Source organism: Pedobacter cryophilus (genome assembly GCF_005116455.1).
GTDB lineage: Bacteria > Bacteroidota > Bacteroidia > Sphingobacteriales > Sphingobacteriaceae > Pseudopedobacter > Pseudopedobacter cryophilum.
Genome location: NZ_SWBP01000002.1, coordinates 130276 through 156717 on the forward strand (window position 1 = coordinate 130276; position 26442 = coordinate 156717).

General features: G+C 38.5%; 21 protein-coding genes. 13 read left to right on the top strand and 8 right to left on the bottom strand.

Translation table 11 applies throughout. The annotated features are described in order from the left end of the window. Nucleotide 1 precedes the first annotated feature (1 nt). A complete protein-coding gene (locus tag FA046_RS05820; RefSeq protein WP_136825451.1) occupies nucleotides 2-796 on the bottom strand; it encodes a polysaccharide biosynthesis/export family protein in 795 nt (264 codons plus the stop codon). Between the two features lie 252 nt (nucleotides 797-1048). After that, a complete protein-coding gene (locus FA046_RS05825; RefSeq protein WP_136825452.1) occupies nucleotides 1049-1276 on the bottom strand; it encodes a helix-turn-helix domain-containing protein in 228 nt (75 codons plus the stop codon). Nucleotides 1277-1814: 538 nt separating this feature from the next. Here FA046_RS05825 and FA046_RS05830 point away from each other — a divergent pair. The 4 genes from FA046_RS05830 to FA046_RS05845 are packed head-to-tail and all read left to right on the top strand — an operon-like array spanning nucleotide 1815 to nucleotide 9607. After that, nucleotides 1815-3449, top strand: a complete 1635-nt coding sequence (locus tag FA046_RS05830) for a hypothetical protein (RefSeq protein ID WP_136825453.1) — start codon at nucleotides 1815-1817, stop codon at nucleotides 3447-3449. Continuing rightward, nucleotides 3439-5031 (top strand): TlpA family protein disulfide reductase, encoded by a 1593-nt coding sequence (locus FA046_RS05835; RefSeq protein WP_136825454.1) that lies wholly within the window; start codon nucleotides 3439-3441, stop codon nucleotides 5029-5031. Before FA046_RS05830 ends, FA046_RS05835 begins: the two co-directional genes overlap by 11 nt. A gap of 4 nt (nucleotides 5032-5035) precedes the next feature. Then, nucleotides 5036-8242 carry a SusC/RagA family TonB-linked outer membrane protein gene (locus tag FA046_RS05840; RefSeq protein ID WP_136825455.1) on the top strand — a complete coding sequence of 1069 codons (3207 nt, stop codon included), beginning with the start codon at nucleotides 5036-5038 and terminating at the stop codon, nucleotides 8240-8242. Between the two features lie 18 nt (nucleotides 8243-8260). Further along, nucleotides 8261-9607 (top strand): RagB/SusD family nutrient uptake outer membrane protein, encoded by a 1347-nt coding sequence (locus tag FA046_RS05845; protein ID WP_136825456.1) that lies wholly within the window; start codon nucleotides 8261-8263, stop codon nucleotides 9605-9607. 49 nt (nucleotides 9608-9656) lie between these two features. Here the strand turns inward: FA046_RS05845 and FA046_RS05850 are convergent, their stop codons facing one another. Next, on the bottom strand, nucleotides 9657-9989 hold the full coding sequence (locus FA046_RS05850; protein WP_136825457.1) for a hypothetical protein: 333 nt from the start codon (nucleotides 9987-9989) through the stop codon (nucleotides 9657-9659). A 137-nt stretch (nucleotides 9990-10126) separates the two neighbouring features. Further along, complete coding sequence (locus FA046_RS05855) at nucleotides 10127-10591, bottom strand: MauE/DoxX family redox-associated membrane protein (protein WP_169303312.1); 465 nt, start codon at nucleotides 10589-10591, stop codon at nucleotides 10127-10129. Between the two features lie 238 nt (nucleotides 10592-10829). On the opposite strand from FA046_RS05855, the gene FA046_RS05860 reads away from it, so the two are divergent. From FA046_RS05860 to FA046_RS05875, 4 genes are all read left to right on the top strand, one after another. Then, nucleotides 10830-11099 carry a MerR family transcriptional regulator gene (locus FA046_RS05860; protein WP_136825459.1) on the top strand — a complete coding sequence of 90 codons (270 nt, stop codon included), beginning with the start codon at nucleotides 10830-10832 and terminating at the stop codon, nucleotides 11097-11099. A gap of 780 nt (nucleotides 11100-11879) precedes the next feature. Then, nucleotides 11880-12521: a DUF6266 family protein gene (locus FA046_RS05865; RefSeq protein WP_136825460.1), complete on the top strand. Its 642-nt coding sequence runs from the start codon at nucleotides 11880-11882 to the stop codon at nucleotides 12519-12521. Nucleotides 12522-12861: 340 nt separating this feature from the next. Further along, complete coding sequence (locus tag FA046_RS05870; RefSeq protein ID WP_136825461.1) at nucleotides 12862-13407, top strand: CHAP domain-containing protein; 546 nt, start codon at nucleotides 12862-12864, stop codon at nucleotides 13405-13407. 95 nt (nucleotides 13408-13502) lie between these two features. Continuing rightward, a complete protein-coding gene (locus tag FA046_RS05875; RefSeq protein ID WP_136825462.1) occupies nucleotides 13503-13874 on the top strand; it encodes a hypothetical protein in 372 nt (123 codons plus the stop codon). A 1169-nt stretch (nucleotides 13875-15043) separates the two neighbouring features. On the opposite strand, the gene FA046_RS05880 is transcribed toward FA046_RS05875, so the two are convergent. Together FA046_RS05880 and FA046_RS17220 are read right to left on the bottom strand one after the other, a co-directional pair. Further along, nucleotides 15044-16438, bottom strand: a complete 1395-nt coding sequence (locus FA046_RS05880; protein WP_136825463.1) for an IS4 family transposase — start codon at nucleotides 16436-16438, stop codon at nucleotides 15044-15046. Nucleotides 16439-16517: 79 nt separating this feature from the next. Beyond that, on the bottom strand, nucleotides 16518-16685 hold the full coding sequence (locus FA046_RS17220; RefSeq protein ID WP_169303313.1) for a hypothetical protein: 168 nt from the start codon (nucleotides 16683-16685) through the stop codon (nucleotides 16518-16520). Between the two features lie 194 nt (nucleotides 16686-16879). On the opposite strand from FA046_RS17220, the gene FA046_RS05885 reads away from it, so the two are divergent. Together FA046_RS05885 and FA046_RS05890 are read left to right on the top strand one after the other, a co-directional pair. Further along, on the top strand, nucleotides 16880-17539 hold the full coding sequence (locus tag FA046_RS05885) for a lantibiotic dehydratase (protein ID WP_169303314.1): 660 nt from the start codon (nucleotides 16880-16882) through the stop codon (nucleotides 17537-17539). Further along, nucleotides 17529-19664, top strand: a complete 2136-nt coding sequence (locus FA046_RS05890) for a thiopeptide-type bacteriocin biosynthesis protein (protein ID WP_136825465.1) — start codon at nucleotides 17529-17531, stop codon at nucleotides 19662-19664. Before FA046_RS05885 ends, FA046_RS05890 begins: the two co-directional genes overlap by 11 nt. Nucleotides 19665-19792: 128 nt before the next feature. Here the strand turns inward: FA046_RS05890 and FA046_RS05895 are convergent, their stop codons facing one another. Both FA046_RS05895 and FA046_RS05900 read right to left on the bottom strand, forming a co-directional pair. Further along, entirely contained in the window at nucleotides 19793-20542 is a 750-nt protein-coding gene (locus FA046_RS05895; RefSeq protein WP_136825466.1) for a LytR/AlgR family response regulator transcription factor, read from the bottom strand. Further along, complete coding sequence (locus tag FA046_RS05900; RefSeq protein ID WP_169303315.1) at nucleotides 20535-21431, bottom strand: sensor histidine kinase; 897 nt, start codon at nucleotides 21429-21431, stop codon at nucleotides 20535-20537. Before FA046_RS05900 ends, FA046_RS05895 begins: the two co-directional genes overlap by 8 nt. Before the next feature lie 1222 nt (nucleotides 21432-22653). On the opposite strand from FA046_RS05900, the gene FA046_RS05905 reads away from it, so the two are divergent. The 3 genes from FA046_RS05905 (at nucleotide 22654) to FA046_RS05915 (ending at nucleotide 25201) form a co-directional block, all read left to right on the top strand. Continuing rightward, nucleotides 22654-23253, top strand: a complete 600-nt coding sequence (locus FA046_RS05905; protein ID WP_136825468.1) for a hypothetical protein — start codon at nucleotides 22654-22656, stop codon at nucleotides 23251-23253. Nucleotides 23254-23320: 67 nt separating this feature from the next. Further along, a complete protein-coding gene (locus tag FA046_RS05910) occupies nucleotides 23321-24079 on the top strand; it encodes a glycosyltransferase family 2 protein (protein ID WP_136825469.1) in 759 nt (252 codons plus the stop codon). A gap of 21 nt (nucleotides 24080-24100) precedes the next feature. After that, nucleotides 24101-25201 carry an MraY family glycosyltransferase gene (locus FA046_RS05915; protein ID WP_136826064.1) on the top strand — a complete coding sequence of 367 codons (1101 nt, stop codon included), beginning with the start codon at nucleotides 24101-24103 and terminating at the stop codon, nucleotides 25199-25201. The last annotated feature ends 1241 nt before the right edge of the window (nucleotides 25202-26442 follow it).

Consider the following 26442-nt stretch of genomic DNA (forward strand, 5'->3'; position numbering starts at 1 on the left):
TTTATTTGGAGATATTGTTAATAATAATGTAGGCGTTAACTGCCGCAAGTAAGGTTTGAAGGATTGTATTTACACCAATTAATCTATCCGAAGATCTAAATAAGCCAACTGGTTCTGCGTATATGATATCGTTGTTTTGTAAAATTAAGCGCTTATCAGAAAGACTATTAATATCAGATAAATTAGCAATAATAATAGTAGGGTTTTCTAAATCACCTCTAATGATCTTTATTTTCTTTTTATTTGCTCTTGCATTTAGCCCGCCCACAGTACCTAGTAATTCTACTAAATGTGTTTGGTCTTTAGTAAGCAATACATTGGTTTGAGATACAAATTCACCTAAAAAGGTCACTTTTGCATTCGTAATATTAATATCAATTATAGGGTCTTTTAAAAGCTTCTCTTTATATTGATCTTCCAGAAATTTTTCGGCCTCCACTCTTGTCATTCCAATAAGTTTTAACTTACCTAACACTGGGATATTTACAGTACCGTCGTTTTCAACCAAGAATGTTTGTATTTCTAATTGTCCGGTATTTACAGCCCCTCTTTCGCCAGTTAATTGTACTGTACTTTGTAAATTTTTTATCGCTAAAATATTCCCAGCTTGTATTCTTTGAGAAGTACTAGCTATATTTTGATCACCTTGTATGACAGTAACAGGCTCTTTGGCCAACTTTTCTTTTCCTGTTATAAATAAAAGATTTTTATTCTTAGGGCTGCAAGAGCTAAGAATCAGGATACCAATAAAAAAAAAGAGGATATTTTTAAATTGGTAAATAGGTGTGATTTTCATTTTCGCGTATCTATTTCGATTCCAATGATAATTAAATTTTGTGCAAACATAAAATTTTTTGAAGGAATGGTTGGAGATTGTTAAAATTATTAAGAGCACTCTTAAGAACGAGTAGTTGCTTTGGAAAGTATTAATCTTCGAAACCTAACAAATCTTTTGGGGATACTTTTTATTATTGTAGAAAGTTTTAACAAAAAAAGAAGGTGAATTTTCACTTTCTTTCTATTTCAATTAACTGAAATATCTATTCAATTAAAAATCTAATAAATCTTTAGGATTCACACGTAGAGCCTCAGCAATTTTGGCTATATGACTTATATTCGTATTAGTTTCTCCTCTTTCAATCCTTCCGATTTGCTTTAATTCAAACCCTGTTTGTTCAACTAAATATTCTTGAGTAAGCTTTTTTTCTTTTCTTATTTCAATAATTTTATTTCCAACTTTATTAATAAAGTCCTGGTCTCTATAATGTTTTCTCACATGCTTAATGTGCCACTTAAAAAAAATAATTGTTAGGTCATATTTGACTTATTTAGAAATAATTATATATTTGTTAAACAATGAATTTAAAATATATTATTACTAATAGTTTTGATTTTATAGATTAGCGAACTTCCTGAAATTTGAAGCATTCGCACTTAGAGTCTTGTTCTAGAAAACTGGTAATTTTTAAGACAACAAGAAGATAAGTGAAATGCTCACGCTAAAGGCGTGGGCTCACTTATTTGTTGTCAGGTATACCAGTACCTCTAGAACGATAAGTTGAGTTCCACGCCTTTAGTGTTTCTAAACTTATTAAAAAAGGCTCCTTAATATTTACCAATATGGAGCAAGCAAAAATCATTTACGCCCTTAAAATTTGCGCACCAGAATAACCCTTTTTTAAAGAGGGCGTGGTTTTTTTGTTAATTAGTTTCAGTGTTTTAAGCCAGCCCTCTTTTTTATTCCTTTAAAGGCATTAACTCCACCTGCTACGAGCAAAGGAATCTTCTTTTTTTTTACCCTCAACAAATTTAAAATGAAGCAAAAAATACTTGCTATGGCCACGCTTTGGACTTTTTTAAGACATAAGGATTTTGAAGGTAAAAGGCTTTTTGAAGGGCATAAGGCAGAAGGCATAAGGCGAAAGGCCTTGGGGCTTGTGCTTAAAAATTGGGAATGGTTTGTCACGCAAAGATGGCCACAGGTTTCAGCTTGCAAAGCATGGAGATTACAAAGGTTCACCACTTATTTAAGCCAGTGGGTCAAAACTCAAAACCCTTCGACTCCGCTCAGGGTGACAAGTAATGCGGTGAGTTCGTCATGCAAAGGACTACATTTCAATTGGAATAAATATTTCAAATTAAGCTGTAGCGCTAGCCCGAACAACCAAAGTACAGCGTCTTATTCCGCCTTGGCGATTGCGGATAGCCCAACAGAAGTTAACGCAGAATCTTTCGAAGCAAACGGCGCCATGCCTGCCGGCAGGCAGGTAGCGGTGGCTCTTTGGTCACTTTCCAGCTATAGGGACCTGCGTAAAGCATGCTTGAGAGCAATTAAAAATATAAAAACCTGCGAAAAAAGGACTAGCCTCCACGGCAATGAGTGGCGAGAGTATCATTGGAAAACTAATTTCCAAAGGTTCACCACTTATTTAAGCCAATGGTTAAAAACCCAGAACCCTTCGACTCTCCCGATGAAAAATCGGGACAGGCTGCTCAGGGTGACAAGTAATACGGAGAGTCCGTCTTTCAAAGGGGTGGTATTCAAAAGGTTCACCACTAAATTAAGCCAGAATTCCACACCACGGGGATCCCGAAATGAATTCGGGATGACAGCATGGGAGGTAGGTTCGTCTTGCAAAGGGTTGGGATTTCATTGGAATAGAATTTTGAATGTAATCGAGATTCTTGAGCGTGGGGTTGGTAAAACGCCGAGCCGGGAGTTGGCCTGTGAAAGGAAGGATCGTTTTACCTTGATTTTTTGGTGCCTTTTTCATCTAAGGAAAAAGACACGAGCCTCCGCGGCGATAGAGCGGCGAGAGTATAACTGGAAAGCAGATTTCCAAAGGTTTACCACTAAAGTAAGCCAGTATTCTAAAACACACAACCCTTCGACTCCGCTCAGGGTGACAGATAATGCGGTGAGTCCGTCTTTCAAAGGATTGTGGTTAAAAAGGTTCATCGCTTATTTAAGCCAGTATTCCAAACCGCGGGGATCCCGAAATGAATTCGGGATGACAGCAAGGGAGGAAGGTTCGTCTTGCAAAGGATTGTGGTTCAAAAGGCTCAGCGCTTATGTAAGCCAGTATTCCAAACCACGGGGATCCCGAAATGAATTCGGGATGACAGCATGGGAGGAGGGTTTGTCTTGCAAAGGGTTGGTGTTCAAAAGGTTCACCACTAAAGTAAGCCAGTATTCCAAACCACGGGGATCCCGAAATGAATTCGGGATGACAGCAAGGGAGGAGGGTTCGTCATGCAAAGGGTTGGTGTTCAAAAGGTTCATCGTTTATGTAAGCCAGTGGCTCGTTATCCAAAACCCTTCGAGTCTCCCGATGAAAAATCGGGACAGGCTGCACAGGGTGACAGCATGGGAGGAGGGTTCAGCTTTCAACAAATCAACAAATCATCAAATTTCAAACCATAAAAACCTAATAATTTATGAAAATTAACATCCCTATTATCACCAAACTCTGGCGCTTGTACAAAGAACGTCAGGAATACAAGAAACAAATCAAAATTCGTCTTTTAAGAAGGCAATTAAATAAAGGCCGTAAAGTAGTAGAAACGGAACATTGGACAAATCGGTACTTGGAGGAGGATAGAGAGGGGGAACAAGGATTAAAGAACAAGGAGCAAGGAACAGAGATTAAGGAGGAAAAGTATGCTGCTATTGGAGCGCAGTTTTCAGTATTTGCGTTTATAGGCATCATTCCTGATGCGAAATCTGTTTTAGGCTGGAAATTTATTATCCCTATTTTCCTTCTGCTATTATTGCTGGCTTTTCTTCCGGTGATGGTGAAAGCAGAATTGAAATCAGATAGTAGCACCACTTTAAAAATAGGAGACCAGGTTCCTGATCTGACCTTAAAGAACATCACTAATTATAAAAGCGCAACCGCTAAACTGTCTGATTTTAAAGGAAAGCTGGTGATTCTGGATTTTTGGGCTACCTGGTGTGGGGCTTGTGTAGCGCACCTGCCTGATGTTGCGAAATTACAACAAGAGTTTGATGGGCGTTTACAAGTGATTTTGGTAAATGCAGAGGCTAAAGCTTCAGAACAGCAATTACAATCTTTTTTGAAAAAGCATATAGGAACTTTCCCTCCTTTGCCGCTGATCTTAAATGATCATCAGCTGAAACCTTTATTTCCATTTACTTCTATTCCCCATTATGTATGGATTAGTCCGGAAGGTAAATTATTAGCCATTACAGGAGCTGCGGAACTGAATAGAGAACAGGTGAGCCAAAGCCTTCAGCAACCGTCTGCTGTGAAATTTGTGACCAAAGTCAACCTCGACTTAAAACAACCTTTGTTTTTAAAAGAAAATGCCACCCTGTCACAAGTACAGGCTTATCAGATCGTCTTAAAAGGATGGATTAGTGGACCAGGCAGTGGGGTGCATTTTAGAAAAAATGGGACTACTGTTTTTGGGCTTTCTATCACCAATAAATCATTAGAGAGCCTTTATCGCTTTATTAATAACCATCAAAAAGGGCTGATGCCCATGATGAATGTAAAGGAGGTAGCTGGTGATTTTGCCGAACCAAAAGAAGCATCACAAAAGGCCCTTTGGAATAAGGAAAATTTGTGGAGTGTGGATGTTCAGGTGCCTTTAAATCAAGCTCACTTACTGTATGACCGTTTGTTAGAAACACTCAATCAGAATTCTCCTTATATGGCTCAAATAGAAACCAGGCAATTGCCAGCATGGGGGCTAGAAAAACTGCCGGATTTCGGAAAAACAGCAAAAGCAAAAGCAACATTGCAAAGCGGAGGGCTGATGATCCAACAGCAATCGACTTCTTTTTTAGTGAACTGCTTAAATGCACAAGGACTTTCCTTGCCTGTTGTAGATAGAACCAATTTTGAAGGATTGCTGGATTTGCAGCTGAGCGGAGCCCTCCATACAGTAGATGCCATTAACCAGGAACTGCTGCCTTATGGCCTTTGCCTTAAAGAAGGAGTTTATCCGGTAAAGCTATTTTCTATCTCAAAAAAAGAATCACCTCTTCAAACCCAAACTAAATAAGCTTATGAAAATGAATAAATATGTTTTAATCATCTTATTAGGAGTCTATTTGCTATGCGCTGCAAGTGGACTTAAAGCCCAGCAAATGTTGAGCGGGCAATTAACAGATAGCCTAAGTGGGAGCCCTCTGCTAGGGGCAACTTTAAAAGTTTTACCCCAGGATAAACTATATAAGAGCAATAAAGATGGTCGCTTTAATTTTCCTGTTACTGGAGCACAAGTTCAACTCTTGATTAGCTATACGGGCTATCGCTTAAAAGTGCTGAATCTGAAAAGCCCTTTTCCAGCTACTTTAAATATAGCCATGGTACCGAGTACCCTGCAATTGAATGAAGTAGTGGTGAATACGGGTTATCAGGTAGTCCCGCTAGAACGTTCAGCAGGTTCATTCAGTTTAGTCTCGGCAAAGCAATTGGAAACCCAGGTTGGCAGTGATGTTTTAAGCAGGTTAGAGACTTTAGCCAGTGGATTAAGTTTTGACCGTACCGAACCCTTTGCACCAAAATTAGTGGTAAGAGGCTTAAGTACCATTAATGGTCCCAGAAGTCCATTGATTGTGGTTGATCAATTTCCTTATGAAGGCGATTTGAATAACCTGAACCCCAATGATATAGAAAGTGTAACGGTGTTAAAAGATGCTTCTGCCGCTTCTATATGGGGAAGCAGGGCAGGAAACGGTGTGATTGTGATCACTACTAAAAAGGGGGTATACAACCAGCCTTTAAAAGTAAGTTTTAACAGTTTTGCACAAAGCAGTGCGAAACCTGATTTAGGACAAATTCCCACCATGAGTGCTACCAACTTTATTGATGTAGAGCAAATGTTGTATGCTAAAGGATTTTATAATAGCGATTATCAGGCTGCCGATAAACCTCCCCTTAGCCCTTTAGTAGAAATGTTTTTTGCCAGGGATGAAGGTAAATTGACTGCACAAGAGGTAAATGATGCCTTGGCCATTTACCGAAAGGTAGATGTGCGCAGAGAATTATTGGACAAGGTGTACCAGCAACGGTTTTTACAACAGTATCATTTAGGTTTAAGTGGAGGAAGTGCAAAACAGCGATGGAATTTTTCTGGAGGTTTTGATGATGGACGCAGTGAATTGGATGCGCCTAATAAACGCTATAATTTGTTGGTGAACCAGGAAATTAAATTTTCTCCGAAGATAGATTTTCGTATGAATTTGGCTTATACTCGCCAGCAGGCCGAAGATGGAAAAGATGGAATCAATACCATAAGTACCGCTAAAGGCAGTAATATTTATCCTTATGCTACTTTAAGTAATGAGCAGGGAGAACCCTTAGCACTCCCCAGAAATTATAGCCTCAACTATTTAGAAAGTCAGCAGAATAAAGGATTGCTCAACTGGTTTTATTATCCTTTAACAGATCATCAATACCGACAAGCATCTTCTAGTACACAGCATTTCACAGGTTCAGCAGAAGCGAGCTATCGAATTTTAAAGGATCTTAAATTTTCGATGCTTTATCGTTATGAAAAGCAGGATGTTCAAAGCACTCAATTACAACAAGAAGAGGCTTATGCGGTCAGAAACTTGATCAATAGCTATTCCCGTAAAGCCACTAATGGAGAGATCATTTATGGGATACCCCGAGGAGCGATCAAAGATGATGAAAGGAGTACTTTAAATATACAGCAGCTCAGGGCGCAGCTCAATTACCAGCACCAGTGGAAAAAAGGAGAATTATATGCGCTGGCTGGCGTAGAAAGAAGAAGTCTTGATCGTTTTAGTCAAAGTCAGCGTTTATATGGTTTTGATCAGGATACCTATACCTATGGAAGTATCAATCCATTAACGCCTTATCCTACATGGGTAACGGGGTCTAACTCCTTTATTAGCGATGGCAATAGTATTGCAGCCGGAGCAGATCATTACCTTTCTTTTTTTGCCAATGGTTCTTATACCTATCTCCAAAATTATAGCCTTACTGCAAGTGTACGCAGAGATGCTTCCAATTTATATGGCTTAAGCACCAACAAGAAGTGGAACCCATTATGGTCTACCGGATTTGCTTGGAATATATCTGGCGAGGATTTTTATGGTTTAACAGCTTTACCTTATTTAAAGTTGAGGACTAGTTTTGGTTATAGTGGCAATTCAAATGCAGCACAAACAGCAGTAACTACTATACGCTACCGAGGGAGTTCATTATATACCGGTTATCCTTATGCTACTTTCAATCAGTTTGAAAATCCTGAACTCCAATGGGAAACCGTAGGGATGTGGAATATAGGATTAGATTTTAGTAGCAAGGGAAATAGAATTTCTGGCAGTTTAGAAGGGTATAGAAAAAGAGCAAAAGACCTTTTTGGAACTTATCCTGTAGACCCTACAGCCGGAGTGGGGGCTTCGGTAACCCGTAATGTAGCGGCCATGCAAGGCTGGGGAGCAGATCTTCAGCTGAATACGATCAATACCAAAGGGAAGCTGCGCTGGGAAAGCCAGCTCAACCTGAGCTGGTATAAAGATAAAGTCACTGATTATTATTTGCCAAACGTACAGGTGAGTGATTTTGTAGGCAGTGTGCAACCTGGGGTAAGTGGTTTAGCCGGAAAGCCAGTTTATGCTATCTTTTCTTATCCATGGGCAGGTTTGAGTGCCACAGATGGCAGTCCACAGGGATTACTAAACGGCAGCCCTTCTGTCAATTATCAAACGATAATGGGGTCGGAAGCACAATTATCAGATTTGGTGTATCATGGAAGTGCTATTCCTTTATGGAATGGGGCATTCACCAATCGCTTTGCTTATAAAAGATGGGATTTGGAAGTCGCACTCCACTTTAAGTTCGCTTACTTTTTTAGAAGAGAAGCACTTTCTTATTCCTCACTTTATAATAATTGGGAAGGTCATCCAGAATTTGCACAAAGATGGTTAGCACCGGGAGATGAGGTCAACACCAATGTTCCTTCTTTGGTTTATCCTGCTTCCATTAGTCGGGATATTTTTTATGCAGGAGCCCAAATTCAGGTAGAGCAAGGAGATCATGCCCGTATACAGTATGTAAATATGGCTTATAAAATCCCATTAAAACAAGCCCCCATCAGCCAATTGCAGGTTTATGCCAATATGGCTAATCTGGGGATTCTTTGGAGGGCAAATGATAAAGGAATTGATCCGGAATACAGATATAGTAATTCATTGCCTCCCATGCGTAGCCTGTCTTTGGGTTTGAGAGCTAATTTTTAATATTAAAATGAGATAAAAATGAAAAGAACATATATTTTATTGGGCATTTTATCAGCCTTCAGTAGTTGTGATAAATTTTTAGCAGAGAAACCAGATGCAAAACTGGCGGTCATTAATAGTTTAGAGGATGCGCAAGCATTATTAGATTATTATCCCAATGTGGATAGGAATGATGTAGGAGTAAGTGAGGCCAGTGCCGACAGCTATTTTCTTTCAGATGCCGAATGGGCTAGAAGAGCAGAATCAGATCAACGCATTTACCTATGGGAAAAAGATCAGCTTTTTATGCCCGATTCTCGTGATTGGAGACAAAGTTATGCCAATATTTATACGGCTAATGCGGTATTAGAAAGTTTAAAGAAAATTAAACGGACCACACAAAATGCACTGCAATATGACAATGTAGCCGGACAGGCACACCTGTTAAGAGGTCGTACTTTTCTCATGCTGGTTTGGACTTGGGGTTTAGCCTATGATGAACAAACAGCTGCTCAGAATTTGGGAGTCCCACTGCGGTTAAATACCAATTTTAATGAAAAAGTGCCCCGAGCAAATTTAGAGCAAACCTATCAGCAGGTGATAGATGACTTGAAGGCAGCAAGTAAGTACCTCCCTTTACGTGGAAATTCTAAATTGAGGGGAAGTAAATTGGTGGCTTGGGGATGGCTATCCAGAACTTATCTGAGTCAGCGGGTTTATGAGCCGGCGGCAAGCTATGCCGATTCTGTATTGCAAGTGCAGAACACCTTATTAGACTACAATCAATTGAATAGTGCCGCTGCTTTTCCTATACCAGAACTGAATGCAGAGATTGTAATGGATACCAGATTATCTACTCCGGCAACATTGGCTCAATCCCGAGCTAAGATGGATTCTACCTTGATATTATCTTATGCTGCAAATGATTTAAGAAAGAAGATTTATTTTAGAATAAATACGGATAAAAGCTATGCATTTAAGGGAAATTATGCAGGCGGACCTACTTTCTTTAGTGGGATTGCGGTGGATGAAATGTACCTCAACCGAGCGGAGGGATTTGCCAGAACAGGTTTGCTGCAAAAAAGTATGGATGATTTAAATACCCTGCTGCTTAAAAGACATAGTACTGGAACCTATGTGCCTTTACAAAATTTGAATCAAACCTTACTGATTGAAAGGGTATTGGAGGAGCGAAAGAAAGAATTAATCTTTAGGGGTTTAAGGTGGATGGACATCAAAAGATGGAATGCCGGTGGTGCTCAGCTCACTTTAAAAAGGAGGATCAATGGGCAGGAATATGTGTTGCTTCCTAATGATTTAAGGTATGCCATAGCCATTCCGCAGAATGCATTAGAATTAGGTGGTATTGAAGATAATCCCAGATAAAATGAAATAAAGAAAAGGGGTGTTTTAAACCCCTTTTCTTATCATATACCTACTCTGCTTTAGTAGCGAAGGCATCATCAACTACAGCTTGATTGCTGCCATAACCATTAAGAATGGTTTGTAATTCTGACTGCGTATCAACGCTTTGGTCAACTTCCAATACACAAGGAATCTCATCTAGCTGGTCGCATGAAGGAATGTCCATGGCATCAATTAGCGTATACTCACTGCTGGTTTTGCTTTGACTTAAGGCATTGCCATCAAATCTCCAATAGGCATTTACCCTTTTAGATGATTTTACGGGTTTGAATGCAACAGTACTCACTGCTAAAATGATTCCTAAAAAGAGTGCGCTTGCACCCATAATTTTTGATCTATTCATGATATTAATTTTTAATAATTACTGTTTTTAATGAGGTGAACAGCCTCACCTTGGCTTTAATGATCCCTGGAGATCCTGATCATTTCAGTCGGATTTGTTTTGGGGGGTGGAGCCGGATCCGATGTTCCTTTGCGGTTTCAGGTTTTGTTGCCCATGTTTCTCCTTTCTGCTATAGCATCAGCTGGTGAATGCTTTAATTTTTCAAAATATATTGCTGTTATCGATAAAGCCAGGAAGAAAAGATTAAAAAAAAGATGTTGTGTCCAGCTCATTTCCGAGAGGACGCCACCACAACTACAGGGTACCCTATCAAAAACCAGCAGCTTTACCAAAATAATGTACAGGGTAAAGGCGGTCAATAAAAGGGTAGAAAGATAAAGTCCAACTTTATAGGTGTACTTCACTAACAATAAAGTCACCAATAGCAATTCTAAAAAAGGGAGTGCAAAGGCGAGCACATCAGCCATCCAATTTGGGAACACCTGGTTACGCATTTGCGAAAGACTGAGTGAAGGATCTAATAATTTAGCGATGGCGGCATAGCTCCAAAGCAGGGTTAAAAAGAAAGTAGTGCTTACTCTTATGGACGAATAGTTCATCATCATCTGTTTTTTTATCAAATAAAACAGACCAAAAGGAGGAAAAACTTCCTTTTATTTTTATGAAAAAAAATTAATGTAAGAACCAGAAGAAAGCCTTTTTTTGAAGAGCAAACATTTTTTTTACCCCAACAGACCAAAAAGCTTGCTCAAGGCTAAAAAATAAACAGAGGAGGGATGACCGATCTCTTTTTGCAGCATTTAACTTCAACCTATAAAAAAACGCTGCTGAATAAAATCTATGAAAGAAGACTTTATCAACGACTCTTCAGTAATTGCTTACCTCCATGAGCTATTAGAAATGCAGTATGAAATGTTACAATTACTCAAGAAACTGAGCAGTCCAAAAACGGCTACCTGGTTGGATAACAACGACATTAAAGCATTGCTCAAGATCAGTGATAGTACGCTCTATCGCCTCAAAAAAAACAGGCAATTAAAGGTCCGTCTTATTGGTGGGAAACAATTCTATTTACTTTCGGAGTTGGAAGAGGTCATCAAAACGGTTTAGAAAAACCTAGCCCATTGCATTGAATTTTTGTCAGGCTAAGCGGAGTCGAAGCCTCTCTCTTGCATTGTGGATAGATAAAACGCAGGGTCAGCTAAAGCGAGACCCTGCTGGGACAGATTGCTGTAATTTGAAATTATTGTCAGGCTGAGCGGAGTCGAAGCCCATTCTTTTGATACCGGAAACCCCTTCGACTCCACTCAGGGTGACACAGTGGTGGATTTGAAATTATTTGTCAAATCCTAAAAAAAACCACCCCCTAACCCCCGCCAGCGGGGGACACTTTGCGTAATGGCCATTTAACAGAATCTTAATTTAAAACAAAAACGTTGCTTACGAATCCCAATTTTTGTCAGGCTGAGCGGAGTCGAAGCCCATATCTTGTAAAACGCATAACCCTTCGACTCCGCTCAGGGTGACATAGTGGTGGATTTGAAATTATTTACTTAAAAAACGCAGGGTCAGCTAAAGCGAGACCCTGCTGGTACAGTTGCTGTAATTTGAAATTATTTGTCAGGCTGAGCGGAGTCGAAGCCCATTTCTTTTGCTCTCCTTATACCCAAGCTTTGAACTTCTTTTGAAATCAGGCTGTTTTGAAAAGCACTCCAAAAGAAATCCCGAATCATTCCAAAGCAATGTCCTATAAATAGCAGTCAAATGCAGTCAGGATCAGTCAATTTCATTCAGCGTTATTTTATTTATAATCAGCTATTTACATTTGATTCAAGCAATAAAAAAACCGGTTTGATGCTTTAAAAATAATTATCATTAAAATTTAAAAAAATGGGAAAATTTCAAAAAGGAATCCTGGGTGGATTCTCCGGCAAGGTCGGAACAGTGATTGGTAGTAACTGGAAAGGCATAGATTATATGCGCAGTTTACCAAGAAGGAACAAAAAAGATCCTACACAAAATCAGGTAGATGTGAGGATTAAATTTCTGTTGGCTATCAATTTTTTAAAACCAGCCAGCAGTATCATCACCAATGGTTATCGCAACATTACGGGTTCTTTAACCCCGCTTAATTATGCGGTTTCCTACCATCTTAAAAATGCCATTATAGGCAACAGTCCAAATTTCGAATTAGATATGGCAAAGGTGGTGATTAGTCGTGGCGAACTCACTGGCATTTCACAGCCTGTATTGAGTAGCGCTGTTGCGCAAACCATCAAGTTTGCCTGGACTGATAATTCTATGGTAGGTTTAGCAAAAGCAGATGATCAGGTGAGTGTATTGGTGTATCAGAAAGACTTGAACCTTCATATTATTTTAGAAAATGGAGCAGCAAGAGCTAGTGGCGAATTGGTGCTGGCTACCCCGGTCGAGTTTTCTGGTAAAGATGCAGATTGCTGGATGACCGTAAAAAGTGCGCAAGGCAAATTGATTGCTACTAGTGCTTATTTAGGTAAGATCACGGTGCTTTAAAATTAATCAAATGTTTAACCTAAGTCCCGGGCGATGTTCCGGGACTTTTGATCAAAAAAATTATGAAACAGATTATTCATCAAATACAGGTTAGTCTTCGGCAGGAATACCTTTTGGCTATCATTTTATTTTTGCTCTTATTTCTTATGCCCAATTGGTTTCAACAATGGTTTCCCACTGCTGCTTGGATTGACCAAGGAATATGGTCGGTATTATTATTGGCCATGCTGAGCTATATGTTTGTTCTTGGTTTAAGCTTTTGGCTCTATAAGCGCACCTGGAAAATTTTGGGTTTACCCAGTTTATTATTTATGGTTTCACAATTTAAATACTTAACGCTATGGCAACAATTCGTGTTATACTGGTTATCTTTTGCTTTACTGCTTTTGGCAGGGATACTGTGCCTGTTGGCAATATTTTAGCAGATGATGTACAAAGGAGAAAGCATTTACTGTCTTATGCCCAACTGCAAATAGGGGTAAGAGAAGCCAGCGGAAATAATGATGGGAAAGCGGTAGAAATGTATTTGCAAACTGTGGGTTTAAAAAAGGGCCCTCCCTGGTGTGCGGCATTTGTGAGTTGGGTATTTCAGCAAGCTGGTTATTCGAAGCCTCGTACGGCTTGGTCACCAGCCTTATTTGGACCTAAAGTGAAATCCAAAGAAATTATTCCAGGCAATTTATTTGGGATATGGATGGTCCCTTTAAATAGGATTGGTCATGTTGGATTGATAGAAAGTAGGCAAGGCCATTGGATCATGACGATAGAAGGGAATACCAATTTAGCTGGAGGGAGAGAAGGAGATGGGGTATATCGTAAAAGGAGAGCTATTAAATCTATCCATCAGTTTTCAGATTGGCTTCCGCCATTGGAGGTAGTGCCATGATAAAGTTTTTGGGATGGTTGCTGCTGCTGACTCTTTTTTGTTCCTGTAATTTAATCAGAGGAGTAAAAAGCCATATGCAGAGAGAAAAGACAATAATGGAAGAAAATCTGGTGCTTTTGATGAAACAGGATAGCTTGAGCGTGGAGCAAAAAGACAGCTTTAGTGTAGCACAGCACAAATTAATGCTCACCATTTTTCCGGAGGGGGAATATAGTTTGGATTTAAAAAGCGGAATGAAAGCTAAAGGCGGCAAAATTATGGTCGCTATGGAAACCCAACAATTGGTCAAACTTTTGGAAAAGCAGGCTTTTCTGAACTCTTCCCTAAAAATAGGGATACAACAGGCTAAAAGAATAGCAGTCAGTAAACAGGAGAAAAAAGAGGTGGAAAAGCCCTTAAAGGGTTTTTGGTTGTTTTTGCTCCTGCTCATTTTATTGGGAGGGTTTATTTATAGGAAGATGAAATAGGGCGGATAATTATGGGTTTAAAGTTAAAACGCAGGGTCAGCTAAAGCGAGACCCTGCTGGGACGAGAAAGGATTGGATTCCAATTGGAAAACCTGTTTCAAATTAAACTACAGAAATAGCAAGACGAACCAAAGTACAGCGTTTTATTCCGCCTTGGCGATTGCGGTTAGCAGAGGAGAAGTTAAAGCAAAAACTTACGAAGCAATCGGCGTAGCGGGGAGTTTTTGGGTACTTTTTTCGGAAAAAAGTGCCTTGAGTTGGCCGCTCAAGAGGCCGGAAAGCCTTGAGTGCAAATGCCTTGATTTTTAGTTTTTTAGAAAAAAAGTCAATGGTAGCGGAGTCGAAGCCCATTTTCTTGCAAGACGCATAACCCTTCGACTCCGCTCAGGGTGACAGCTAATGAGAGGGGTTCAGCTTTCAAAGGATTGTGGTTAAAAAGGTTCACCACTAAATTAAGCCAGTGGTCCAAACCACGGGGATCCCGAAATGAATTCGGGATGACAGCAAGGGAGGTAGGTTCGTCTTGCAAAGGGTTGTTATTCCAAAGGTTCATCGCTTATGTAAGTTAGTATTTTAAAACAAACAACCCTTCGACTCCGCTCAGGGTGACAGGTAAAACGGTAGGTTCAGCTTGCAAAGGATTGGATTCCCATTGGAATATCTATTTCAAATCAAGCTACAGAACTAGCCAGACAAACCAAAGTATAGCGTCTTATTCCGCCTTGGCGATTGCGGGTAGCATAACAGAAATAAAAGCAGAACCTTTCAAAGCAATCGGCGCCATGCCTGCCGGCAGGCAGGTAGCGGCGGCGTTTATTCATAATGTCTATTGTTTTTCAAAGGCCTTCATGCTTTCGTTACACTCAAGATGGTATCTTTTGCGCTGAAGCAACCTGCGGAGCATGCTTGAGAGCAAATAAAAATATAAATACTTGCGAAAAAAGGACTAGCCTCCAAGGCAATGAGTGGCGAGAGTTTAATTTGAAAGCCCATATCCAAAAGTTGACTACTTCCATAAAAAAAACACCCCCAACCCCCGCCAGCGGGGGACACCTTGCAAAATGGCCATTTAACAGAATTCTTAGTTTAAAACAAAAATGTTGTTTGCACATATTAATTTTTGTCAGGCTGAGCGCCTGCCTGTCCGGTAGCTACCATTAGGACACATCTTAAGTTTTAAAAGCAGCAAGTTTCCAACCTTGATAAATATTTTCAAATTTATCAAGACCTCTTTTTATGATGATAGGACCTGCGGCCTGTGATTTACGATTTCCTTTCCACCCCCCTAATCTTGCGATAATCCAACTTGCCCAGGAGAGTTTATTTTTTGGATAAGGATTACTTGTTTTAGCGGTTCCATTTAAATGATTTTTTTCAATTGCTTCTAAACAATTAATTTCTTGATGATCAAACACTTCGCTAAGATCTTGACTGTCCTCTTTTCCATATGCTAGATAAAGCTGCATCACTCTTAATGCAGAATTTAATACCATCAAAAACAGTTTTCTAATCGCCCATCCAGTCTCTAATTGACTATCTTCTATCTGAAAACCTTGTTTTTTTAGTATCCGAAACAATTGTTCAATATACCATCGCTGTTTATAGCGGTAAACTACCATCAAGGCTTCCTCTAAGCTTAAGGTGACTTGGTCCGTTAGTAATCTCCAGCAAATACAATCTTTAGAATCATTGTTTTTTTCTTTTACCTCTATAGCATACAATTCTTTTTCGTCTATTATTCCTTCGGTAACACCTTTAGTAGGCTTTTTGATGCTTACTCTTTGGTACCTTACCTCCATCTCCACAACTCTTTTGGTTTTATCTTTACGCAGGTCGGCTGGTAGAGCCAGTAAATATTCTCCGCAAACAGGAGCCTCTTTCAATACCGAATATAATTTAGACCCATCGGCTAATCTTCGGTTGTCTCTACTTCGAATAATCAAACTGGTCCGATGATCCGGAATTAAGCAGAACTGTTCATAAATATCTCCTTCTCTATCCTGAATAATAGTGATATGAGTGGCTTCTGCTAAAGTGGCTTTGGCTTTGTTACTCGCTTTAATCCACTTGTAAGATTCCTTTTCTTCTATAGGTTCTGTTTTATAAACCTTGGTAGTATTATTTGATTTGTCCTTTGTGCGATGCCATAACTGGAGATCACAAAAGCCAAGCATGCTTTCGTTATTGGCATCCAGCACCAAGCTTACATGAGTAAGAAATCCTAATCCTACTTTATTTCCCACCAAACCTAATCCACTAGCTGGTTTGATGTTAGCATTGTTACTTAACCCCAGAGAACTGCTGTCTTGAATCACCAAAACCTCTCTGCCTACTGTGTTTTTAGCACAACGCTGAGTCATTTCCCTAATCAAATCAGATTCCTTAACAGACTCATTACCTAAAAATCGATAAAACCCTTTCTGCTCTGCTTCACTTTTTGTTGCTGAATGGATAATAGAAGATCTGCTCAGCAGTAAGGATGATGAGATCATCTCTGCTCGACGCTCTAAGCGCTTATCTCCTAAAATACCTTCAAAATCAGGCTTATGCCCTATATGCTCCATGCCTCAAAGATATTTTTTATTTGTGTCCTAATGGTAGCTGTCCGGTAGGCAGGGAGTCGAAGCCTCCCTATTTATCACCTTAATCTTCTTTTGGATTTTCATAGCAATACTTTTGTAAAGACCTGCTGTATTTGATTAAATGTCCTTCTTCTTTTAGTTCATTGATCCATTTGCCTATAGTTTCAGGGGTACAGTTAAAATAATTTGCAGCATAATTTCTTGAAATTAATCGACCTTTTTTGATCATGATTAAAACGATATGCAAATTTTCGCGGTGTTGCCGATATGTTGACATGAGGAACTCAATAGATCATAAATTTGCATGTTTGGTGTAGGGGTAAGAAATTTATTACCCCAAAGCGAGTTTTTACTTGCTGAAAGGAGAATATAATCCTTATCAATCTGGTTTTGACAGGGATTTGTGCAGTTAATTTGTCCATGATGGAAACACTTCAATTTCATGAACAATTATTAGTTCGTATCCCACGCTTAAGTATAGGCGATGCAGCTCAAAGTCCTGATCAATACCTTGATCATCCGGTTTTTAGAGAAGCCATTTATTTGGCCAGTGATGTGGTCTATCAAAAATTAGTCAAACATGATTTTTTATATCATGATTTAGAACCTAAATTGTTAGTCACTTTGCAACGATATCATCAACGAATGTGCTATCGCAGCACACCATTTGGTGGTTTTTCTGCAGTCTCTACCCTTCCATGGAATACAGGTAATACAACTTCCACACCTTTACTGTTAGACCTAGATCGTTTTCGTATTCATTATCAGAAGGCTGCAGTTTTTAAAAAAAGGAAAAGATTTAGTGTAAAACAATGCTACTGCGTGAACCCTAGTCTTTATGTTTATGGAGCGCACTATCGCTATTACCTTTTGGCCGACCAAACTACCAAACGCTGGGTTTTTGCTTTAAATGAAATTGAAATCAACCCTTTAATCGCCTTTCTCGTACAATTACGAAAGCCTTTAAATGTAGGGAGCTTTAAATCTATCAGGCAATTTCAAAAGTATGGAGCATACCAGTTGCAAAAGTTTTTCCAAAATCTTTGTCGTTTACAATTCTTAGTACCCTGTGATGTCGATTAATAAATTTATAGATAAGCCTTCAGTTTCAGGCAGTTCTTTTAATGCCTGTACATTTTTTAGGGTAGATGGAGCGCTTGATCCTATCATTAAAGAAAAATTGCGGATAGGCATAAAGCTATTGCAGCAACTATCTTTTCGGGATGATTATTCTGCTTTTCAGCTGTTTAAAAATGAGTTTAAACAAAAATATGATCAAAGATTTGTGCCCTTATTGCAAGCTTTAGACCCTGATATGGGGATAGATTATCTTCAGCTTTCAGATAAAACAAAGCTGATGAATAGGCAATGGTCAAAAGTCCATTCCGTTTTAATGAATAAATGGACGGCATTAGGTGTTTGTAGCCATGCAAAGATTGAACTGACTGACGAGGATTTGCTTTTAATAGGGGGAAGTACAAAGGAGCCATTTTCACCAAGCTTGATGGTTTTGTTCCAAGTGCTTGACGAGCGGGTTTTTGTTATTGCTGCCGGTGGTCCAAGTGCCTTACAAATGATGGGACGCTTTACGAAATTTGATGCGGATTGTTTTGCATTAGCAAAGTCTGTTATCCATCAAGAAGAAAAGAATAATCCGGAGGTGATATTTGCCGAATTGAATCATCAGGAAGAATTGAATACTGAAAATATAAGTGGTCAGCAACTGCGTACTTATCAAATTTCTTTGATGTTAGCACACTATCACATTGGACCTTATGAAATAGCTTTAAGTGACCTTTATTTGGGTTTGGAAAAGGATATGCTTATTCTTTATTCTAAAGCACATCAAAAAAGAATTATCCCTAGATTGAGTAGTGCCTATAATTATCAAAGAAGTGATTTTGGTCCTTTTAGATTGCTTTGTGATTTGCAAAAAGAAGGTTTGAATGGTCAGTTGTCTTTTAAGATGGAAGAATACTTTCCAAATCTTCATTATTATCCGAGGGTGTGTTATCAGGATGTGATTTTATCGCCAGCACAATGGCATTTGAATAGTATGCTATTTGAAATAGTGGGCAATAGCCATCAGAGACAAGATCATTTCTTTAAGATCATGAAGGAATACCAATTGCCTGTAATATTTGTATGGGTACAAGGGGATCAAAAATTAGTAGTAGATACGTTAAGACAGCAGGATGTGGAGCTTTTTTTACAAAGTATGAAAGGTGTAGCGACTTTGATAATAGAGGAGCATTTTGTGGCAGATCATCCATTGATCAAAACAGCTGAAGGAGCAACTTATCAGCATGAGTTGATGGCCATTATGGTTCAGCAAAAAGCAGTTTATCAGCATGTAGAGAGGGTAATTGTTGATGAGCAGGTTGAAGATGAACGCTTTAAACGAGATTTTTTTCCAATGAGTGACTGGTATTATTTGATCATTGAACTTCATCCCTCGCAATGCAATGAGTTGCTATTGACCTGTATAATTCCTTTTGCTGAATTATTAAAGGCTAAAAATTTAATCTTAGAATGGCATTTTTTACGGTATGCAGACCCACAACCCCAATTACGTTTCCGATTTAGACCCAAAATTTTGAAGAAAGCTGGTCATGTAGTTTTGCAAGATCAGTTCACCAAATTGTTAAAGCAAATGGAACGATACCCATTTGTGAAAAATGTAAGCATTGCCATCTATAAGAGAGAACTGGAGCGATATGCTATTCTGGGAATGGCACATACAGAACAATTGTTTACTTTCAGTAGCGCATACGTTGCTAAATTATTAGGAAAAAAAGAGCATCAAGAGGCCTTATTTACCCTTCAGTTGTGGGCTTGTTTTGAATGTTTAGGTTTGGAAAGTACTGAAATTGGAAAGATCTGTTTTGAGCAGTATGTGCACATGAAAAATTTATATGGTTTAGCTGTAGATCAAAAGATAATGGGACTGCGCTTTAGAACAGAACGAGTTCAATGGCAACAGTACAGGTTTGCCCACCAGCGCATAGCTTTGATTCAGGATATTTATCATTTGGCGCTAATAGAGAAATTAAATAAAATAGGTTTAAATCATAAAATTAACATGTTGTTTACCTTTTCTCATTTACTGTACAACCGATATTTTGAAAAAGATCCTTTACGGGAGGAAATTTTTATTTATTACGCATTGAGTCAGCTGGTAAAAGATCCTAGAATGATAGGTGCTTGATCCCAGATCAATATTTTAACCATAGCGGGACCTTAAATAATGGTTTTTAAGCATTAAACTTCACTTTGTTGACCATGGAGATTATATTTTAACAGCAATATTTCTGCGCCTAGCTGATGGAAACGACCTTAATGGTCACCTTTCTTATTTGCTCTTCTATCCGTAGTCAATAATTTGGTGTTTAACTGCATTTGTAATTGTGCTCTGCAAGCAGAACCAACGGGAAGTTTAGCGCCATTTTCCATTTGGACTTCATGGTATTGAAAAGTGCTCATCTTATCTATATTGATCAGATATGATTTATGTATTTTGACAAAATTCTCTTTGTTGAGTTTATATTCTAATTCTTTAAGGGTGAAATAAGCGATATATTTACCCTGTAGCGTGTGTAGGGACACATAATTATGTAAAGATTCTATATAAAGCAGGTCCTGATAGTAAATTTTAATGATTTCTCCTTGTTTATTTCCTTTGATTAAGAAGTATTGATTGTCTAATTCTACATAATTTGTTTTTGCGGTTTGTAAACGGCTTTTCACTTTGATGACTGCTTGAAGAAATCGGGCATAAGAAATGGGTTTTAATAAATAGTCGTAAGCGTCTTTCTCAAAAGCTTGAATCGCGTAATTTGGATAGGAAGTAATAAAGATTACTGCGGTATGTCCTTGTATCAGACTGGCCAGTTCCAAACCATTGATGCCAGGCATATCAATATCTAAAAAAGTAATTTGATTTTTACCTGGTGCGGTAATCAAAGGGAGGATATCCCTTGGATTAGTAGTGGCTTTTTGTAGAAAAAGGTGTGGAGTCTCTGAAATATAATCACTGATAATTTCTAATGATGCGGGTTCATCATCTACAATAAAACAATTAAACATAAGCTTGAGGTTTAGATAGGTTAATTTTTAAACGTAAAAAGAAAGTATGATTTTTTTGGTAGTAAACCATTTCATGTTGTTGAGGATAAAACAATGCCAGTCTCTTGGTCAGGTTTAATAATCCTAAGCTATTTCCTGATTGTTGATCCTTTCTGATAGGGTTACTTGTTTTTAATAAAAAATATCCCTTACGGAAGGATAAATGTATTCGCCCTGGTTGTTTAGCATCACTAAGTTCACCATGTTGAAACATGTTTTCGACCACGGTAATTAAAATATAGGGGAGGATGAAAGGGTTTTTATCTTGTGGTTCAATGAAATTTTTCACAACAATATGAAACGACTTTCTTAGTAATTGTAATTTAATGAAATGAGAAATATAGTTTAATTCGTCTTTTAATGGAACCGTAGAGGTAGAACTTTTACCCATTAAATTATAGCGCATCAATTCTGCAAATGAAAGTAAATGTGAGGCTATGTTTTTATCGACTTTCCGGATTTCGTTATACAAAAAATTTAGTTGATTGAATAAAGCATGAGGATGGATTTGTGCTTTGATAAAAGCATTTTCTGTAAGTAATAAATCAGTTTTTAATTGTATGGCCTCTAATTCACTGGTTAATTGTGTTTTTTCTAATGCGGAGATGTTTTTGTTTTTTTGAATCACAGTTAATGCCGTCCAATATGCTGTACTTAAACCCAAAATATAGAGCGCTCTATAAATACTGGCCAATAGGAAAACAGGGTTAGTGGGCGATAGGGCAAGAGGGTTAATTTGTAAATAAAAGAGCAAATAATAAATTCCATATCCGCACAGATAATAAAAAAAGAGTTCTAAAATTATAGCAAGGGCTAGTTTATGAATTGATTTTAAGGTTTTTTTGACCATCCTGTTTAATACCAGATAAGTATGGATATAAAACAAAGTGGCATAAAGTAGATAATGGATTAAGTAATCTAAGAAATGATGAAAATAGCCATAAAAACTAGCGGCTAAACTTACCTCATAAGTGATGAAAATTAACCACCCCAGTAGATGAAAAAATATCGTTTTCGAATTTTTTAAATCCAATAATAGATCACTGATATCACGCATTGTTTTCATTTCAGCAAACGAAAGATGTTGTTCGGGTAAAAAACTTGTAATTAAAGGAGTTGCGTTATAAATTAAATGTAAATAAAATAATATAAAATGATGAAACAATTAGAGGAATTGCCCAAAATCAAGGTCAAAAGACGATTCATTTCTGAATCTAAAAAGAAGGAGAGTAAGTGTTTTACAGATCCTACAGTAATTATTCTAACAACAGTAACTTATGTTGGTTAATAATTTATTTTAGTCTTTGAATGCCCCGAATAATTAATTTTTTTCGGGGTGTTTTTTTAACCTAAGATTAGGTACCAGCTTCCGCGGCGATGAGCGGCGAGAGTATCATTAGAAAACTGATTCCCAAAGGTTCACCACTAAAGCAAGCCAGTATTCCAAACCACGGGGATCCCGAAATGAATTCGGGATGACAGTAATAGAGGAGGGTTCGTCTTTCAAAGGGTTGGTGTTCCAAAGGTTCATCGTTTATGTAAGCCAGTGTGTCAAAACTCAAAACCCTTCGACTCCGCTCAGGGTGACAAGTAATACGGTGGGTTCGTCTTGCAAAGGCCTAGATTTCCATTGGAATATGAATTCCAAATCAAGCTACAGAACTAGCCAGACAACCCAAAGTACAGCGTCAAATTCCGCCTTGGCGGTTGCGGATAGCAGAACAGAAATAAAAGCAGAACCTTTGGAAGCAAGCGGCGAAGCGGTGGCTTTTTGGTTCCTTTTCAGCTAAAGGAACCTGCGTTAGCATGCTTGAGAGCAAAAGAAACAATAAAAAACCTGCGAAAAAAGGAACTAGGCCTCCACGGCAATGAGTGGCGAGAGTATCATTGGAAAACTAATTTTCAAAGGTACATCGCTTCTTAAAGCCAATGTTCAATACGACAAAACCCTTCGACTCCGCTCAGGATGACAGGAGGGTCAGAGTTCGTCTTGCAAAGCATCGGATCTCCAAAGGTTCACCACTAAATTAAGCCAGTATTCCAAACTGCGGGGATCCCGAAATGAATTCGGGATGACAGCAAGAGAGGAGGGTTCGTCTTGTAAAGAGTTGTGGTTCAAAAGGTTCATCGCTGATGTAAGCCAGTGGTTAAAAAACCAGAACCCTTCGACTCCGCTCAGGGTGACAATTAATACGGTGGGTTCGTCTTGCAAAGGATTGGATTCCCATTGGAATACCTATTTCAAATCAAGCTACAGAACTAGCCAGACAACCCAAAGTACAGCGTCAAATTCCGCCTTGGCGATTGCGGATAGCAGAACAGAAATAAAAGCAGAACCTTTGGAAGCAAGCGGCGAAGCGGTGGCATTTTGTTACTTTTTTGCTAAAGAATCCTGCGTAAGCATGCTTGAGGGCAAAAGAAACAATAAAAAACCTGCGAAAAAAGTAATAGGCACCCGCGGCCATGAGCGGCGTGAATATCATTGGAAATCGGATTTTCAAAGGTTCACCACTTATTTAAACCAGTATTCCACAACCCAAAACCCTTCGACTCCGCTCAGGGTGACAGGAAAGGGGCAGGGTTCGTCTTGCAAAGAATCGAATTCCCAAAGGTGCATCACTAAATTAAGCCTTATTCCTCACCACAGAGATCCCGAAATGAATTCGGGATGACAGCAAGGAGGGGAAGTTAAACAAATCCAATTTTTTTATTCCCTATAATTTCTTTAAAATTGAACCCATGCTGATTTCCATTATCACTGCGACTTATAATTCTGAAGAATATCTAGCAGAGGCCATTAATTCTTATCAAAAGCAAACTCATGTAGAGAAAGAATTGATCATCATAGATGGAAAATCCACAGATAAAACATTAGAAGTAATTAAAGAACATGCTGCACAAATAAATTATTTGGTTTCCGAAACCGATCAGGGAATTTATGATGCACTAAATAAAGGAATTAAGGTAGCCAATGGTCAAATTATAGGGATTCTTCATTCCGACGATCTTTTTTATAGTCAGGATGTCTTATCCGAAGTGAGCAAAGTTTTTAAAGAAAACCCAAATTTGGAAGCCGTTTATGGCGATTTACAATACGTGAAACGAAATGATACCACCACCATTATCCGAAAATGGATTTCTGGTTCTTTTAGTAAAGAAAAAATGAGCTGGGGTTGGATGCCCCCTCATCCTGCACTTTTTATCAGAAAAGAATGTTTTGAGAAATTTGGAGACTATGATCTTAGATATAAATCTGCGGCAGATTACGATTTGATTCTGCGTTTTTTATATAAAAACAACATCAAAACTGAATATATTCCCAAGGTGTTGGTAAAAATGAGAGTGGGTGGTTTAAGTAATTTATCCTTAAAAAACAGATGGAGAGCTAACCGAGAAGATTATAAGGCTATGCAAGAAAATGAGATTCCTTTTGCTTTTTTTGTGGCGATATTAAAACCTTTAAGAAAATTGAATCAATTCTGGAACAAAAATGCCTAATTTTAAATCGTGAATTTTGATTTGTCTATATTCGATACAGAGTGGCTGTATTATTTAGTGGTGATAGTGATCTCTGGTTTGGTATCATTCATTGCTATACCCTCCATTATTTTTGTGGCCCGAGAGCGGCATTTATACGATGATTTACAGAGCGATAGAAAAGAACATGATCATGGCATTCCAAGGTTAGGGGGAGTGGCGATCTTTTGTAGCTTCACTATTGTTTCGTTGCTTTTTGCTAAATACGATGCTTTTTTACCCACCAATATTTTGCTCACCTCATGTATCATTCTATTTGCCGTAGGTTTAAAAGATGATTTGGCAGGAGCAGGACCAGGGACAAAATTTATGATGCAGTTTTTGGTTGCGGCCATTTTGGTGGTTTTAGGAAACGTACGTTTAACTAGTTTGTATGGTGTTTTTAATGTGCAGGAAATTCCATTTTCAGCAAGTATTATCTTATCAGTTATCATTATTATGTTTGTGGTGAATGCTTTTAATTTAATTGATGGAATTGATGGTTTAGCGGGAACCATTGGATTGGTGGTTTGCCTTACTTTTGCTGTACTATTTATTCACATGGGGCAAGTAGAAATGGCTTCTTTGGCTTTCAGTATGGTGGGTGCATTGGTCGGTTTTCTTTATTATAACTACAGTCCCGCCCGTATATTTATGGGTGATACAGGGAGTTTGCTTTTAGGTTTGATCTCAGTTGTATTAGGAATAAAATTCATAGAACTCAATAAGTTCAGCCCTTCCAATTACGATCCTGTTTTTTCCTCTGCACCTGCAATTGCCGTGGCGGTTATTATTATCCCTTTATTTGATACTTTCAGGGTTTTTTCTTTACGGATTTTAAAAAGAAAATCTCCTTTCGCAGCCGATCGTAATCATATTCATCACCGTATTTTACGCTTAGGGTTCAGCCATATTCAAACGACTTGTCTGTTGGCATTAACCAATTTAATTTTTATTTATTTAGCCCTTGAATTCCGAGATTGGGGTAATTTTGTATTGATATTTCTTTTCTTAGGGATCTGTTTTCTTATCAATTGGGTCACAACTGTTTTAATCAGAGTTAAAGACAGAAAGAGCTTTAAATTGGTTTATTTTTTTAAGTAATCAGAGAATCCATTCCAATTCCAATTAAATTTACGCAGAGCGACAAAGCAAGGCAGTTTTGCAGAGCGACAAAGCAAGGTCGGCCTTTGAAGATTTGGAAAGGAAGTCCAATAAATCTTTTGTAGAAACTTACCTAAAGCAGTATCCTCAGCACACCGACGAGTGTTGCATGAACTTTGTTAATTCACTGCCGTTCCCACGGCTTCGGTTTGCCTGCCTGCCGGCAGGCGCTTAAAGATTTATTGAGGCTAACTGAGTAAATATTCATCAGCCTTGATTTTTTGGTTCCTTTTTCATCAAGGAAAAAGTGACTAGGCTTAGCCCGCCAATGAGGGCTGGAAAGCCTTGAGGGAGAAGGCAAATAGCATTTCAATTGAAATAAAGTAATTCAATTCATAATCTCGCCGCTCATAGCCGCGGAAGCATATTACTTTTTCTTTAGCAAAAAAGTAACAACTTGAGTGTAACGAAAGCATGAAGGCATTTAAAAAACAATAAACATGATGAATAAATGCCACCGCTTCCTGCCTGCCGGCAGGCATGGCGCCATTAGCTACAAAGTTTCTGCTTAAACTTCTTCATCACCACCGCTAATGCCAAGGCGGAATAATACAGTTATGAATGGTTAGTGCTAGATGTTCTGAATTTAATTTTGAAATTCACTATTCCAATTAAGATTATGCCTTTGCAAAGCCCATATGCATATAGATAAAGCAGAGCGACAAAGCAAGGCCGGCCTTTGAAGATTTGGAAAGGAAGTCCAATAAATCTTTTGTAGAAACTTACCTAAAGCACTACCCTCAGCAAACCGACGAGTGTTGCAGAAACTTTGTTGATTCACTGCCGTTCCCACGGCTTCGGTTTGCGCTTAAAGATTTATTGAGGCTAACTGAACAAATATTCATCATCCTTGATTTTTTGGTTCCTTTTTCATCAAGGAAAAAGTGACTAGGCTTAGCCCGCCAATGAGGGCTGGAAAGCCTTGAGGGAGAAGGCAAATAGCATTTCAATTGAAATAAAGTAATTCAATTCATATACATCCGCTCATAGCCGCGGTTTGCCTAGTCCTTTTGCTTCAGCGCAAAAGGACCAAAACGCCGCCGCTACGCCGATTGCTACGAAAGGTTCTGCAAATATTTCTTCAATGCTACCCGCAATCGCCAAGGCGGAATAAGACGGTTATGAATGGTTAGTGCTAGATGTTCTGACGTTAATTTTGAAATTCATTATTCCAATTAAGA

Excerpts from the sequence above, each read along its gene's own strand:
- FA046_RS05820 (WP_136825451.1), bottom strand. The coding sequence starts at position 796 with ATGAAAATCACACCTATTTACCAATTTAAAAATATCCTCTTTTTTTTT.
- FA046_RS05830 (WP_136825453.1), top strand. The coding sequence starts at position 1,815 with ATGAAGCAAAAAATACTTGCTATGGCCACGCTTTGGACTTTTTTAAGA.
- FA046_RS05835 (WP_136825454.1), top strand. The coding sequence starts at position 3,439 with ATGAAAATTAACATCCCTATTATCACCAAACTCTGGCGCTTGTACAAA.
- FA046_RS05840 (WP_136825455.1), top strand. The coding sequence starts at position 5,036 with ATGAAAATGAATAAATATGTTTTAATCATCTTATTAGGAGTCTATTTG.
- FA046_RS05845 (WP_136825456.1), top strand. The coding sequence starts at position 8,261 with ATGAAAAGAACATATATTTTATTGGGCATTTTATCAGCCTTCAGTAGT.
- FA046_RS05850 (WP_136825457.1), bottom strand. The coding sequence starts at position 9,989 with ATGAATAGATCAAAAATTATGGGTGCAAGCGCACTCTTTTTAGGAATC.
- FA046_RS05855 (WP_169303312.1), bottom strand. The coding sequence starts at position 10,591 with ATGATGAACTATTCGTCCATAAGAGTAAGCACTACTTTCTTTTTAACC.
- FA046_RS05860 (WP_136825459.1), top strand. The coding sequence starts at position 10,830 with ATGAAAGAAGACTTTATCAACGACTCTTCAGTAATTGCTTACCTCCAT.
- FA046_RS05865 (WP_136825460.1), top strand. The coding sequence starts at position 11,880 with ATGGGAAAATTTCAAAAAGGAATCCTGGGTGGATTCTCCGGCAAGGTC.
- FA046_RS05870 (WP_136825461.1), top strand. The coding sequence starts at position 12,862 with ATGGCAACAATTCGTGTTATACTGGTTATCTTTTGCTTTACTGCTTTT.
- FA046_RS05875 (WP_136825462.1), top strand. The coding sequence starts at position 13,503 with ATGGAAGAAAATCTGGTGCTTTTGATGAAACAGGATAGCTTGAGCGTG.
- FA046_RS05880 (WP_136825463.1), bottom strand. The coding sequence starts at position 16,438 with ATGGAGCATATAGGGCATAAGCCTGATTTTGAAGGTATTTTAGGAGAT.
- FA046_RS17220 (WP_169303313.1), bottom strand. The coding sequence starts at position 16,685 with ATGATCAAAAAAGGTCGATTAATTTCAAGAAATTATGCTGCAAATTAT.
- FA046_RS05885 (WP_169303314.1), top strand. The coding sequence starts at position 16,880 with ATGGAAACACTTCAATTTCATGAACAATTATTAGTTCGTATCCCACGC.
- FA046_RS05890 (WP_136825465.1), top strand. The coding sequence starts at position 17,529 with ATGTCGATTAATAAATTTATAGATAAGCCTTCAGTTTCAGGCAGTTCT.
- FA046_RS05895 (WP_136825466.1), bottom strand. The coding sequence starts at position 20,542 with ATGTTTAATTGTTTTATTGTAGATGATGAACCCGCATCATTAGAAATT.
- FA046_RS05900 (WP_169303315.1), bottom strand. The coding sequence starts at position 21,431 with ATGGTCAAAAAAACCTTAAAATCAATTCATAAACTAGCCCTTGCTATA.
- FA046_RS05905 (WP_136825468.1), top strand. The coding sequence starts at position 22,654 with ATGACAGCAAGAGAGGAGGGTTCGTCTTGTAAAGAGTTGTGGTTCAAA.
- FA046_RS05910 (WP_136825469.1), top strand. The coding sequence starts at position 23,321 with ATGCTGATTTCCATTATCACTGCGACTTATAATTCTGAAGAATATCTA.